This is a genomic window from Pseudomonas sp. SDT291_1_S447, from assembly GCF_054070155.1.
The window spans coordinates 1-12,943 of the sequence record NZ_JBSVXS010000043.1; the positions used below are offsets into that span (position 1 = coordinate 1).

Here is a 12,943-nt window from a genome sequence, read left to right on the forward strand (position 1 = left end):
GCATTCCCATGTAGGAGCTGCCGAAGGCTGCGATCTTTTGACGTCAGCAGAATCACTTAAACCCGTCGCGTAAATTCCCATCGCGTGCGAGAAACCGCCCTTTCCTGCGACCATTCGCCTGCCCGTCGCGATAGCTCAGAACACCGTTGATCCAAACACCGTCGATGCCCAACGCCGCACGCTGCGGGTCGTGAAAGTCGGCCACATCACGCACAGTCACCGGGTCGAACAACACCAGATCCGCCCAATATCCCTGACGAATCTCACCTCTTTTCTTCAAACCAAACCGCGCCGCCGACAACCCGGTCATTTTGTGCACGGCGGTGTGCAGCGGAAACAGCCCGACGTCACGACTGAAATGTCCGAGAACCCGTGGGAAAGCGCCCCACAGACGCGGATGCGGGAACGGATCTTCCGGCAGTCCGTCAGAGCCGACCATCGATAACGGATGCGCGAGGATTCTTCGTACATCCGCCTCGTCCATGCCGTAGTACACCGCGCCGGCCGGTTGCAGGCGTTTCGCGGCATCAAGCAGCGGCATGCTCCACTCGGCGGCAATGTCGATCAGGTCGCGACCGCTGACCTCGGGGTGCGGCGTCGACCAAGTGATGGTGATGCGATGCGCATCGGTGACTTGCTTCAAATCCAGCGTCGAAGAACTCGCCGCATACGGGTAGCAATCGCAGCCGACCGGGTGAGTTTTCGCTGCCTCTTCCAACGACGCGAGCAACTGCGGACTGCGCCCCCAGTTACCGACGCCGGCACATTTGAGGTGGGAAATGATCACTGGCGATTTCGCATGTCGACCGATTTGAAAAGCCTCATCCATCGCTTCCAGAACCGGGGCAAATTCGCTGCGTAAATGCGTGGTGTACACCGCGCCAAATGCCGTGAGTTCTTCAGTCAATTGCATGACTTCATCGGTGGAAGCATTGTAGGCGCTGGCGTACGCCAGACCTGTGGATAAACCCAACGCACCGGCCTCAAGGCTTTCGCGTAACTGCTCACGCATCGCGGCGATTTCTTCTGGCGTCGCTGTGCGGAACAGGTCATCCAGATGATTGCTGCGCAGCGCCGTATGGCCAACCAACGCGGCAACGTTCAACGCGGTATTGGCCGCTTCAACCGCAGCGCGGTAATCACTGAACCGTGGATAAACGAACGCCGCCGCTGTGCCGAGCAGGTTCATCGGATCCGGTGGATTGCCTTTCAGACTGACTGGCGAGGCGCTGATCCCGCAGTTGCCCACAATCACGGTGGTCACGCCCTGGCTGAGCTTGGGCAGCATCTCTGGCTGACGAATGACCACAGTGTCGTCGTGGGTGTGCACATCGATGAAACCCGGCGCCAGCACGCGGCCAGCGGCGTCGATTTCCTCGCTGGCGGTGGCATCGTGCAAGTCACCGATACGCTCGATGCGGCCATCGCGAATCGCCACGTCGGCCTTGTAGCCGGGCACGTTGCTGCCATCGATGATCAGGGCGTTGAGAATCAGCGTGTCGTACAGCATGTCAGTCTCCCAGCGGCAGGTGATCGTCGCCGCCACGGTATTCGTCGAGGGCCAGTTTGATCCGCCGCAGACGTTCTTGATTGTCTTCAGGATTGGCCAGCGCCAGCTCAGTAGCGAGCACATCGATGGCGAGCAGCATGCCGTAGCGCGCCGCCGTCGGTTTGTAGATGAACGAGGTTTCTGCACCTTGCAGCGGCAGGACGATGTCGGCCAGTTGCGCCAGCGGCGAATCGGCGCGGGTGATGGCGAGAATACGCGCGCCGTAGTTGCGCGCCAGCTCGACAGTCTCGAGCAATTCCGGGGTGATGCCGGTCAGCGAACAGACAATGACCACCTGCTCGGAATTCAGGCTGGCGGCGGTGACGCGCATCATCACCGCGTCATGGCACACGGCAATCGGGTAGCCGAGGCGCACCAGGCGTACCTGCAATTCGTCGCTGCACAGGGTCGAGCAACCGCCCATGCCGAAGGCGTGAATCATCCGCGCCTGACCGAGCATTTTCACCGCATCGGCAAAGCGCGACTCGTCGAATCCAGCCAGATGCTGCCGCAGCGTGGTTTCGATGTCGCCGACGATCTGCCCGTAAAACGCCGACTGCTCAGGCGTGCCCGCCGGATCGAGAAAACGGCTGCCAACGCCGCTGGCCTGAGCCAGTTGCAGACGCAGATCACGCAGGTCGCGGCAGCCGACAGTGCGGGCGAAACGCGACAGCGTGGCGGTGCTGACTTCGGCGCGTTGTGCGAGGTCTTCGAGGCTGGCGCTGGCGGCGAAACCAACGTCATCGAGCATCAACCGGGCGATGCGACCTTCGCCGGCGCTGAAGGAATCCTGACGGGCGCGGATCTGGTAGAGGATGTCCATGGGCGGCGGGCTCCGGTTACAGCAAGTAAGAAAGGCCGACGGTCAGGCCGAACGCGACTACCGAGATCAGCGTCTCGAGCACGGTCCAGGTCTTGAACGTCTGCGCAACCGTCATGTTGAAGTATTCCTTGATCAACCAGAAGCCGCCGTCGTTGACGTGGGAAAAGATAACCGAGCCCGCGCCGGTCGCCAGCACCAACAGTTCAGGGTGTGGATAACCCAGACCAATGGCCACCGGCGCAACCACGCCGGACGCGGTGGTCATCGCCACGGTCGCGGAACCGGTGGCGACGCGCATCAACGCAGCAAACAACCACCCCATGATCAGCGGCGATAGGTGAAATTCGTGGGCGAGGCCGACGATCTGATCGGTCACACCGGCATCCACCAGAATGCGGTTCAAGCCACCACCGGCACCGACCAGCAACGTGATGCTGGCAGTCGGCGCCAGGCATTCGTTGGTGAATTTGAGGATCGATTCGCGGTTGAAACCCTGGGCGATACCCAGCGTCCAGAAACTCAACAAGGTCGCCAGCAGCAGCGCAATCACCGAGTTGCCGATGAACAACAGGAACTGGTTGAAGCCGCTGCCCGGGGTGGAAATCAGGTTGGCCCAGCCACCGATCAGCATCAACACCACGGGCAACAGAATGGTCGCCATGGTGATGCCGAAACCCGGTAGTTTGTCGCGCGGTTCGCGGTCGAGGAATTGTTTTTCCAGCGGGTTATCCGCCGGCAGCTGAATGCGCGGCACGATGAATTTGGCGTACAGCGGCCCGGCAATGATCGCGGTGGGAATGCCGATGGCGATCGCATACAGCAAGGTCTGCCCGACCGACGCCTGATACGCCTGCACCGCGAGCATCGCCGCCGGGTGTGGCGGCACCAGCGCATGCACCACTGAGAGGCCGGCAACCATCGGCAAACCGACCATCAGAATCGACACGCCAACGCGCCGCGCCACAGTGAATGCAATCGGCACCAGCAACACAAAACCGACTTCGAAGAACAACGGCAAACCGACCAGAAAGGCGATGCAGACCATCGCCCAGTGCGCGTTCTTCTCGCCGAATTTATCGATCAGCGTGCGCGCCATCTGCTCGGCGCCGCCGGACTCGGCCATCATCTTGCCGAGCATCGTGCCCAGCGCGACCACCAGCGCAATATGCCCCAGCGTCTTGCCCACCCCGGCCTCATACGCCCCCACCACGCCCGACGGCGGCATCCCCGCTACCAGCGCCAGGCCGATGGAAATCAGGGTGATGACGATGAACGGATTGAGCCGGTAACGGGCGATCAACACGATCAGCGCGATGATGGCGACGGCGGCATAGACCAGCAGCCAATAGCCGAAGGAAGGCGTCATGCGGTACTCCTCGAAAGGGTCACGTTCGAATGGGTTGTGAAACTCATAAATCATTTCGAGATCGAGATTTCAAACCGCATGAAAGTAATTTTCGTGGAGAGGCAAGGTGTGTCGCTAATGGATATGTCTTGTCGTGATTAATGAAAATCACGGGGCGGGATTTACATGCTTTTACAGCCAACACAGCCCCCTGTAGGAGTGAGCCTGCTCGCGATTGCGCCGTAACAGTCAATATTTTCATTGGCTGAATGATCGCTATCGCGAGCAGGCTCACTCCTACAGTTTTGATCGCATTCCTCCAGACAGAATGCGCAAAACCTTTGGGAGCTAGTGGACGACTCACACCATTTCGTTACGAATCCATTCAACCACCGACGTGCGCTTCGGTGCCCAGCCCAGTAATTCGCGGGCGTGTTTGCCGCGCACTCGGCTGTTGGAACCGAGGCCGTAGTTGGCCATTTCGTAGCCCCATTCGGCTTCGGCGTCTTGCAGTGGCCAGTCTTGCGGTTTGCCCAGATTGAGGGCGTCGGCCATGGCGGTGGTCATGTCGATGAACGACGCTTCACCGCTTTCAACAAAGTAGAACGTGCCCGGGACGTTTTTGGTCAGCGCCAGCAGGTACAGGGCAACGACGTCTTCGATGTGCACGTTGGACCAGATGTTCTGGCCCGTACCGACGTGGCGCACGACGCCGCTTTTACGCGCCTGTTTGAGCAGACGCGGCAATTGCACGCTGTCGCGGTTGACGCCCAGGCTGTGGCCATAGATCAGCGTGTTGCAGATCACTGCAGAATTTACGCCGTCCTTCGCCGCGGCGAGGATCAGGTTGTCGATGGCCACGCGCGCGGCTTTGTCGACGGTCGGTTCCGGCAGGTTGTCTTCGAAATAGATGACGTCGCTGGACTTGCCGCCGGATGCATCGCCAACAATGCTCGAACCGCTGGTGTGCAGGAATACTTTGTTGGAGCCGCGCAACGCGTCGAGCAAGGCTTCGACTGCACCGCGATGGTCACTGCTGGCGGCGTTGATCACCGCATCAGCGGCGCGGGCCTGTTCGGCGAGCAGTGCCTTGTCGTCGAGAGTGCCGATGACCGGGGTGATCCCGATGGCTTTCAGCTCTTCAGCCTGTTCGGCGCTGCGCACCAAACCGGTGACTTTATGACCGGCCTGAACCAGACCGGTAGCGATCGAGCCGCCAATAAAACCGGCAGCGCCGGTGACGAATACGTTCATGGAGAAACTCCCTGCGTGAGTAAGTGATGGGACGAGTATCGGCCCGTGAACCGCAGGGAAAAACCCGCCCTCACCCAATTCACTGTTGCGCAGAGGTCACGAATCAGCCTTTGAAATTGGCGCTGGCGTAAGCCGCGAGTTTGCTCTGGATAAAGTCGAGGAAGCACTGAATGCGCAGCGCCAGTTGCGAGTTACGGTAGTACACGGCGTTGATCGGCTGGCGATAACCGCTGTTGAATTCGCCGAGCAGGACCTTCAGACGCCCGGCACGAATGTCATCGATGGTCATGAAATGCGACAGGCAAGCGATGCCCTGACCTTCCAGCGCCAGGTGGCGCACGGTCTCGCCGCTGGAGGCGCTGATCGCTGGGGTGATTGGCCAGCGGTCGCCGTGCACATAGCGCAGCGGCCATTGGTTGAGACCTTCGTTCTGGGTGAAGCCAAGCAAGGTGTGTTCGCTCAGGTCGGCGACTTGCTGTGGCGCGCCATGCTTTTCCAGATACGCGGGGCTGGCGACGATCAGCAGCGGGCTGCAGCCGAGCGAGCGTGCGTGCAGCGTCGAGTCGGCAAGGGTGCCGATACGGATGGCGATGTCGGTGCTTTGTTCCAGCAGGTCAATGATCAGGTCATTGCTGTTGAGTTCGAGCTGGATGTCCGGATAGAGGCGGCGGAATTCGTCGATATACGGGACCACCGCATGGAGCATGAACGGTGATGCGGCGTTGATTCGCAAGCGACCGGACGGGGTTTGCTGGCGCGAAGACAGGCGTTCTTCGAGTTGCTCCATCTGATCGAGAATCAGCTTGGCTTGCTCGAAGAAATACTTGCCCTCCTCGGTCAGGTCCATGCGCCGCGTGGTGCGGTTGATCAGCGTGGTGTCGAGCTTGGCTTCCAGCTTCGACAACGTGCGGCTGACCGCCGAAGGCGTTTGCCCGACCTGCTCGGCGGCGGCGGAGATCGAACCGCACTCGATCACGCAGACGAAAATCTGCAACTCATCGGATCTGGCTTTCACGGGTGTCCTCAAATCGATTGGCCTGCCCCGCAGGCTCAGGCCTTCGATAGTAGCCGAGCATCAGCCCTTGAGGCCAAACACCTCGGTCAAATGCTGCTCATAACGCGCCACATCAGCCTCGATGTTCGGCCGTTTCATCACGTCGACACAGAGGAACGTCGGCAACCCGGTCATACCGAGAAACTCATTGGCCTTGTGAAACGGGAAGTACACCGCATCCACACCTTTGGCCTCAAAGAAATCAGTCGGGTCATCGAAGGCCTGCTGCGGTGCGTTCCAGGTCAGCGACAGCATGTATTGCTTGCCCTGAATCAGGCCACCGCTGCCGTACTTCTGCGAAGCATCGGAACGAGTGCGGCCATCGCTGGCGTAGAGGCTGCCGTGGCCTTCGGTGAAGACTTCGTCGAGGTACTTTTTCACCGTCCACGGCGCGCCCATCCACCAGCCGGGCATCTGATAAATGATCACGTCGGCCCAGAGAAATTTGGCCACTTCTTCAGCGACGTCATAGCCCTCGTCGATGAAGGTGGTCTTGACGTCGACACCGCCGCGATCGAGCACGCTTAACGCCGCTTCGTGCAGGGTGGCGTTGTAGCGACCGTCGGAGTGAGCGAATTTTTTACCGCCATTGAGCAACAGCACTTTTTTCATGAGAAAGCCTCGGCGCAGCCATTGGGCTGGATGGAGAAGGGAAACTGGAATGGCGGCAGATTAACGATCCGCCTCGCGCGGAATAAGGCCTGATTGCGCAAAATACATTTGATCAAAAGGCACGAATCTATCGTCGATTGTTGCAATAACATCCGCGGCATTCTGAATTTGAGGAGTCGTTGTGATGAGTGAACGCTTGGGTTTTATCCTGCACGCCAAGACCCGCCCGGAAAAAGCCGAGGCCTTCGAGGCGCTGTTCCGCGCTTACGTTGAGCCGAGCCGCGCCGAGCCGGGCTGCATCGAGTACCACATGCTGCGCGACAAGGAAGATCCGACGCTGTTTATCTTCTACGAGATCTGGGCGTCGCAAGCGCACCTGGATGTGCATTCGAATCTGCCGCACATGAAGGCATTCTTTGAACAGCGCATGGACTATCTGCAGCGCGATTTCGATATCCGCCAGATCGAAATGCTCAGCGAAGCCTCGGCTAACCGCTGATCAACAAATGGGCGCCAAGCGCGCCCATACCAATAAAGAACACCCGCTTGAACAGCACGGCGCTGATGCGTTCGCGCAGCCATTGACCAAGCAACATGCCGAGAATGGCCGGGATCAGCGCCAGCAGCGAAGCGCTTAGTTCGCCGCCACCGAGGGCGCCACGCCAGAGCAATCCAGCGGCCAGCGCCAACGTCGAAACGGTGAAAGACAGGCCCAGCGCCTGCACCAGTTGATCGCGATTCAAGCCCAGCGCTTGCAGGTACGGCACCGCTGGAATCACGAAGACGCCGGTGGCCGAGGTGATGACCCCGGTGATCAAACCGCACGCCGGCCCCAGCCAGCCTTCATGACGCGAATTGACGCTCAGCGTTGGCAGAAACAAACCGCTCAACGCATAAAGCAACAGCGCCGCGCCCAACCCGCGCACCACCCAATGCCCGCCCGTCATGCCGATCGATAACGTGCCTATTCCGGTGCCGAGGAAAATCATCAGCAGCATCGGCCAGAGGCGTTTGATCAGTCCTTTCAGATGACCGCCGAAAGCCAGTTGCCAGACGTTGGTCAGGGTTGCCGGGATGATCAGCAACGCGGCTGCCTGCGACGGCGCCATAGCCAGACCGAGCAAGCCCATGGCGACGGTGGGCAGGCCGAGACCGATCACGCCTTTGATCAGACCGGCGAGAATGAAGGTCATGATGACCAGCAGGGACAGGGCCAGGCCGAGGTGCTGGTAGAAATCTGTGAGTGTGTTCATGGTGCTACTGTGCGCTGGTCGAGGTTGGATGAAAATCTGCCATATACTGAGGCTGCCTCTGCCCTGACAAGAGGCTGATATATTTTTGAGGCTTCTGGCCTCATCGCGAGCAGGCTCAGTCCTACAGGTTTTGCGTTCGCCACAGATCCCATGTAGGAGTGAGCCTGCTCGCGATGAGGCCAGCCCAGACACCAGAACTTTCAGAGGCTGCCCATGCACTTCGACCTCACCGACCTGCGCCTCTACCTGCACATCCTCGACACCGGCAACATCACGGCCGGCGCCGCCCGCAGCCATTTATCCCTGGCCGCCGCCAGCGCCAGAATCCGCGCCATGGAAGCCTCGCTTGGCGTTGATTTTCTCGAGCGCGGCCGCCGCGGCGTCACCCCGACGGCCGCCGGAAAGGCGCTGGCTCAGCACGCGCGCATCCTCCTGCAACAAGCCGAACGCCTGCAGCAGGATCTGGCCGACTACGCCCAAGGCGTCAAAGGTCAGGTGCGCTTGCTGTGCAACACCACGGCCATCACCGAATACCTGCCGGAAGTACTCGCGGACTTCCTGCGCGATCATCCCAATCTCGACATCGACTTGCAGGAGCTGCCCAGCGCGCGCATCACCCACGCCTTGCGCCAAGGCGCGGCGGACCTCGGGATCGTCTCCGATGCGGTCGACACCCACGGTCTGCAAACCCGACCCTTTCGCGACGATCCATTGGTGCTGATCCTGCCCCCCGAGCATGTTTTGGCGAGTCAGGCGTCGCTGACGTTTGGTGAAACCCTGGCGCACGACTATGTAGCGCTTGGCAGCCACAGCGCGCTGGCGATTCACCTGGAGGAACAAGCGCTCCACATCGGCCAGCGCATGTCGATCCGGATCCGTGCCGATGGCTTCGAGGGCGTCATGCGCATGGTGGCGCGAGGTGCGGGGCTGGCCATCGTGCCCAAGGTGGCCATCGAGCGCTGGGCGGCGGTGCACTCGATAACGTGCCGGCCGCTGAACGAAGTCTGGGCCCATCGCACTCTGCAATTGTGCGCGCGGGACTTCGACCACCTGCCCGGTTACGCCCGAGCCCTGTTTGATGCGCTGGTGCCTTGACTCTACCGCTAGGGGCAGACTCTATCCTGTGAGCTTCATTTCAGGAGTACACACAATGAGCAAACGAATGCTCGTGATACTGGGTCACCCCTCCACCGACAGCTTTTGCGGGGCATTGAGTGAGACTTACGTTCAGGCCGCCAAGGACGCCGGGCATGAGGTGCGGCTGTTGCGTCTGGATGCGCTGGAGTTCGACCCGGTCCTGCACGAAGGCTACAACAAGGTGCAGCCACTGGAGCCGGACCTGCTGCAAGCGCAGGCCGATATCACCTGGGCCGAGCACCTGACATTCGTCTATCCGATCTGGTGGGGCGGGATTCCGGCACTGCTGAAGGGCTTCGTCGACCGGATTTTCCTGCCGGGTTTCGCTTTCAAATACCGCGAAGGCAAAGCCTTCCCCGACAAGCTGCTCAAGGGCCGCACCGCGCATTTGCTGGTGACCATGGACACGCCGTACTGGTACTACAAATGGATCTACGGCATGCCCGGGCTGAATCAGATGCGCAAGACCACGCTGGAATTCTGCGGCATCAAGCCACTGAAGACGCTGACCTTCGGGCCGATCCTTGGCTCCAAGCCAAACCAGCGCGATGCCTGGCTGGAAAAGGCGCGCGTGACCGCCGCCGTCTAAGGCTTTCCAGCCGCCTCAACTGACGGCGCACAAGCCGCCGTCAGTGCCTCTTCGGGTTCCCTCCACGAGCCCGTCCGTCGCCTGTGCACGTCATTTACGCGCAGTTGCAATTTTCAGATGGTATTGGACATATAATCGCCGCCGATCCGGCATGACGCCTGATCGCGCTACGCTATGTTTGACCATCGAGACGGACCTTTATGTATATCGGCAAAGCCGCCCAGCTGTCGGGCACCACTGTCAAAAGCATTCGCCACTACGAAGAAATCGGCCTGTTGCCCGAACCCAAGCGTGAAGGTAAATACCGCATCTACAGCCAGCAAAGTGTCGAGGTGTTGACGTTCATAAAGTGCGCCCAGCAACTGGGCTTCAAGCTCAAAGAGCTGCAGGTGATCCTCAACAACTACCGCGGCGACGAATTCCCGTGGGACATGGCGCAACGAGCCATCGCCGAAAAAAAAGCCGAACTGGTGACCCAGATCGGCGATTTGCAGCAATTGCATGATGGCCTCGAGGCGTTTGAACACAACCTCAACGACGCCCGCCAGGAATGTCAGTTCGAACGCATCGCCCGTTATGGCGAAAAAAACCCGGGCACTACTCTGAACTGAAAACCCTGCTGCGCCGCATGACCAGGCTCGCCTGCCGCCTCAGGGCAGGCGCGCCCGGTCGTTGGCGAATCAGCCCGGCACCGGCTCCCCTTCTGTGCGCAATGCTGGAGCCGGCGCATGCACCGGCGCAATCGCCGCAAAGAACCACGGCGATACCAGCGTCACCAGGACAATGGTCATGACCCCGCTGGAAAACAGCGCCATCGCCACCAGTGCACCGAGATCGACAATCGGCTTGAAGTCGGAAAACAGCAGCGCCATGAAGCCGACGGAGAAGATCACCACGTTGATCACCGTCGAACGACCGACGCTGTGCATCGCCTGCAAAATAGCCGCGTCGATCTCAATGCCCTGCTGCACCAACAACTTGATGCGCGACAACAGGTGCACTGCGTAATCGACCACACCGACCACGAGGAACGTCACCAGCGTCGTGCCGATGTTCAGCTCGATGCCGAACAGGAACATGAAGCCGTAGACCGTCACCGAGGTGGTCAGCAAGGTCAGCATACCGAGCACCCCGAGGCGCACCGACTTGAGCCAGTACATCATCATCAACGTGACGACCAGCAAAGCCAGGGAAAAACTCAGTACCTGGCCCTGAGTGATTTCCTGCAGGACGCCCGTCCAGATCAACGGCGTGCCGGCGTGGGTCACTTCCAGGTTGGCCGGTTTGTTCACCAGCAGCCAGGCGTCGAGGCGGTCGAGCATGCCCTGATAGTCGCTGGCGACCGACGAGGTCATGGTGTACAGGGTCAAGGCCTTGGAGAAATCGGCGTTGAGCACGTTGTTCAGGTCGGAACCGCCACCGTTTTCGAACAGCATCACGTGCTGTTCGATCAGCGAATTGCCCGGCACTTCAAAACGCTCGACCTGCCCGTCGTCATTGACCGACGTGACCTTCTCCACGGCATTCGGCACCCGCAGATACTCCGGGTTCATGTCGTTGAGCACTAGGTTCATGCGCTTGACGTAAGTCGCCAGTGAGTAGCCGTAACTGACGTTCGGTTGCTGTTTGATGAAGTGGTCGAGCTTGTCGATGAACTGCACCACTTCGGTGGTCAGCACGCCGCGCGGCTCCTTGCTGTCGATGGCGATCCAGCCCGGGGCCGTGCCAGCTACTTTGGCGTGGTTGATGAACTGATCGGACACGCGAATGTGGCTTTCCGGCTTGAAGTAAGCGATGCCGGAGTCTTCGATATCGACGCGGAAGGTGAACACGGTGGCCAGCGCCAGCAGCGGCAGCATGACCATCAGGATCGGTTTGCGAAAGCGGATCATCCAGGCACAGAACGCGACCAGATAGCGCGAGATGATCGACTCCTGGTGCACCACAGCCTTGGCTTGCTGCGGCTGATCCTTGCCCCAGATGGAAATCCACGCCGGAATCAGCAACAGCGAAATGATCAGCGCCGCCGTCAGGCCGATCGACATGAACACGCCGAAATTACGGATGCTGACAATGTTGTTGGTGGTGGAAATCATGAACGTGGCGATGGTCGTCACGGTCGTCAACACCACCGGCACCACCATCAAGCGCTGGGTTTCGCGGTTGGCCTCGCGATTGCTCTTGCCAGCGTTTTTCTGCTCGTAATATTCAGCCATCACGTGGATCGCATCCGAGCAGCAAATGGTGAACAGGAACACCGGCAGCACACTGGTCAACAGGTCGAACGGCACGCGCAATAGCGCCATCAGGCCCAACGTCCAGATGGTGCAGAACAGAATATTGAACAGCGGCAGCAACACGCCCAGTGGTTTACGGAAGAAGAAAATCAGCAGCAAGGTAATCAGCAAAAACACGATCGGGAACAACACCGCCAGGTCGTGATCGATGATTTCCTGCTGCGCGGCGATGAAGATCGGCATGCCGGCGATGAAGATTTCGTCCTTGTACTCCGGGTGTTCAGCCTGATATTGCGCGACGATGCCGCGCACAATCTGATAAGCCCGCAGTTGCGCCTGAGCGTCGTCCTGCTTGGTGCCGAGTTCGGCCACCAGCATTGCGACTTTCTTGTCTTTGGACACCACCCCGTCGACCATCAATTCGTTGCCCATGATCTGCGACTCGACCACTACCGGGTCCATGTCATAGGCATTCAGGGTTTTGTGGATCAACAGTTCGCCGTCGTCGGTCAGGACGATGTTTTCCAGGTCGCCCATCGAGGCCATTTCGCGGATCGGGTTGATCCGCTCGGCGAGAAAGGACAGGAACAGCTGATCATGGGAATCCCAGTTCTGGCTCTGGGCATGATCACGCAAGGCCTTGGCGTTGGCGTAATCGTTCTGCGAAAAGCCACCCTCGAGAATGTCCCGGGTCAACAACTGCGCACGGCTGTCGTCTGCATGCCGGACGACGATCTGCGCCAACTGCTCCTTGTCGGCATCGTTGGCCAGAATCATCTTGCGCACCGACTGCGACATCGAAAACAGCGCGTTGAGCGTATTTTTGTTGAACACCGTTTGCGGGTTGTTCAGCGCCACCATGACCGAGTCGAACGTGCCGGTGAATTCACCCTGCAAATCGATGATGGTCTTGCGCGCCGGGTGGCTTTCCTTGAGCAGATAAGGGTTGGTGTCGGACACCAGCGCGCCCAGCGTATAAGTGAAATACGCCGTAATCGCCACCAGCAGGAAAACAATCGCCCGCGCATAGCGCTCGACGAAATTCAGATATCTTTCCATGATCATGCGGTTCCAGGTCGTCGGGGTCGGC

The 12,943-nt window shown here is 59.7% G+C and carries 12 protein-coding genes; 4 read left to right on the top strand and 8 right to left on the bottom strand.

The annotated features are described in order from the left end of the window. Positions 1–52: 52 nt before the first annotated feature. The 6 genes from ACW9IR_RS15490 to ACW9IR_RS15515 all read right to left on the bottom strand — a co-directional run bounded on the left by ACW9IR_RS15490 (position 53) and on the right by ACW9IR_RS15515 (position 6,637). Positions 53–1,510, bottom strand: coding sequence for a D-aminoacylase (locus ACW9IR_RS15490; RefSeq protein WP_457464023.1), 1,458 nt, complete (start codon positions 1,508–1,510; stop codon positions 53–55). A gap of 1 nt (position 1,511) precedes the next feature. Continuing rightward, complete coding sequence (locus tag ACW9IR_RS15495) at positions 1,512–2,372, bottom strand: MurR/RpiR family transcriptional regulator (protein ID WP_457464025.1); 861 nt, start codon at positions 2,370–2,372, stop codon at positions 1,512–1,514. Between the two features lie 16 nt (positions 2,373–2,388). After that, complete coding sequence (locus tag ACW9IR_RS15500) at positions 2,389–3,738, bottom strand: GntP family permease (protein WP_038358517.1); 1,350 nt, start codon at positions 3,736–3,738, stop codon at positions 2,389–2,391. 339 nt (positions 3,739–4,077) lie between these two features. Continuing rightward, positions 4,078–4,971 carry an NAD-dependent epimerase/dehydratase family protein gene (locus ACW9IR_RS15505; protein ID WP_457464027.1) on the bottom strand — a complete coding sequence of 298 codons (894 nt, stop codon included), beginning with the start codon at positions 4,969–4,971 and terminating at the stop codon, positions 4,078–4,080. 103 nt (positions 4,972–5,074) lie between these two features. Then, the gene (locus tag ACW9IR_RS15510) at positions 5,075–5,986 is read right to left on the bottom strand and encodes a LysR substrate-binding domain-containing protein (RefSeq protein WP_457464029.1); all 912 of its coding nucleotides are present in this window, start codon (positions 5,984–5,986) and stop codon (positions 5,075–5,077) included. A 60-nt stretch (positions 5,987–6,046) separates the two neighbouring features. Beyond that, positions 6,047–6,637, bottom strand: coding sequence for an NAD(P)H-dependent oxidoreductase (locus ACW9IR_RS15515; RefSeq protein ID WP_038357444.1), 591 nt, complete (start codon positions 6,635–6,637; stop codon positions 6,047–6,049). 184 nt (positions 6,638–6,821) lie between these two features. Here ACW9IR_RS15515 and ACW9IR_RS15520 point away from each other — a divergent pair, with 184 nt between their 5' ends. After that, positions 6,822–7,136 carry a putative quinol monooxygenase gene (locus ACW9IR_RS15520; RefSeq protein WP_099757934.1) on the top strand — a complete coding sequence of 105 codons (315 nt, stop codon included), beginning with the start codon at positions 6,822–6,824 and terminating at the stop codon, positions 7,134–7,136. On the opposite strand, the gene ACW9IR_RS15525 is transcribed toward ACW9IR_RS15520, so the two are convergent. Further along, positions 7,126–7,890 carry a sulfite exporter TauE/SafE family protein gene (locus tag ACW9IR_RS15525; protein ID WP_457464032.1) on the bottom strand — a complete coding sequence of 255 codons (765 nt, stop codon included), beginning with the start codon at positions 7,888–7,890 and terminating at the stop codon, positions 7,126–7,128. The genes ACW9IR_RS15520 and ACW9IR_RS15525 overlap by 11 nt on opposite strands. 213 nt (positions 7,891–8,103) lie before the next feature. On the opposite strand from ACW9IR_RS15525, the gene ACW9IR_RS15530 reads away from it, so the two are divergent. The 3 genes from ACW9IR_RS15530 (at position 8,104) to ACW9IR_RS15540 (ending at position 10,227) form a co-directional block, all read left to right on the top strand. Next, positions 8,104–8,985 (top strand): LysR substrate-binding domain-containing protein, encoded by an 882-nt coding sequence (locus ACW9IR_RS15530; protein ID WP_457464034.1) that lies wholly within the window; start codon positions 8,104–8,106, stop codon positions 8,983–8,985. Between the two features lie 55 nt (positions 8,986–9,040). Beyond that, complete coding sequence (locus ACW9IR_RS15535) at positions 9,041–9,616, top strand: NAD(P)H-dependent oxidoreductase (protein ID WP_034154374.1); 576 nt, start codon at positions 9,041–9,043, stop codon at positions 9,614–9,616. A gap of 200 nt (positions 9,617–9,816) precedes the next feature. Next, a complete protein-coding gene (locus tag ACW9IR_RS15540; RefSeq protein WP_095119576.1) occupies positions 9,817–10,227 on the top strand; it encodes a MerR family transcriptional regulator in 411 nt (136 codons plus the stop codon). Positions 10,228–10,296: 69 nt separating this feature from the next. On the opposite strand, the gene ACW9IR_RS15545 is transcribed toward ACW9IR_RS15540, so the two are convergent. Next, positions 10,297–12,912: an efflux RND transporter permease subunit gene (locus ACW9IR_RS15545; RefSeq protein WP_457464037.1), complete on the bottom strand. Its 2,616-nt coding sequence runs from the start codon at positions 12,910–12,912 to the stop codon at positions 10,297–10,299. Between the last annotated feature and the right edge of the window lie 31 nt (positions 12,913–12,943).

Excerpts from the sequence above, each read along its gene's own strand:
- ACW9IR_RS15490 (WP_457464023.1), bottom strand. The coding sequence starts at position 1,510 with ATGCTGTACGACACGCTGATTCTCAACGCCCTGATCATCGATGGCAGC.
- ACW9IR_RS15495 (WP_457464025.1), bottom strand. The coding sequence starts at position 2,372 with ATGGACATCCTCTACCAGATCCGCGCCCGTCAGGATTCCTTCAGCGCC.
- ACW9IR_RS15500 (WP_038358517.1), bottom strand. The coding sequence starts at position 3,738 with ATGACGCCTTCCTTCGGCTATTGGCTGCTGGTCTATGCCGCCGTCGCC.
- ACW9IR_RS15505 (WP_457464027.1), bottom strand. The coding sequence starts at position 4,971 with ATGAACGTATTCGTCACCGGCGCTGCCGGTTTTATTGGCGGCTCGATC.
- ACW9IR_RS15515 (WP_038357444.1), bottom strand. The coding sequence starts at position 6,637 with ATGAAAAAAGTGCTGTTGCTCAATGGCGGTAAAAAATTCGCTCACTCC.
- ACW9IR_RS15520 (WP_099757934.1), top strand. The coding sequence starts at position 6,822 with ATGAGTGAACGCTTGGGTTTTATCCTGCACGCCAAGACCCGCCCGGAA.
- ACW9IR_RS15525 (WP_457464032.1), bottom strand. The coding sequence starts at position 7,890 with ATGAACACACTCACAGATTTCTACCAGCACCTCGGCCTGGCCCTGTCC.
- ACW9IR_RS15530 (WP_457464034.1), top strand. The coding sequence starts at position 8,104 with ATGCACTTCGACCTCACCGACCTGCGCCTCTACCTGCACATCCTCGAC.
- ACW9IR_RS15535 (WP_034154374.1), top strand. The coding sequence starts at position 9,041 with ATGAGCAAACGAATGCTCGTGATACTGGGTCACCCCTCCACCGACAGC.
- ACW9IR_RS15540 (WP_095119576.1), top strand. The coding sequence starts at position 9,817 with ATGTATATCGGCAAAGCCGCCCAGCTGTCGGGCACCACTGTCAAAAGC.
- ACW9IR_RS15545 (WP_457464037.1), bottom strand. The coding sequence starts at position 12,912 with ATGGAAAGATATCTGAATTTCGTCGAGCGCTATGCGCGGGCGATTGTT.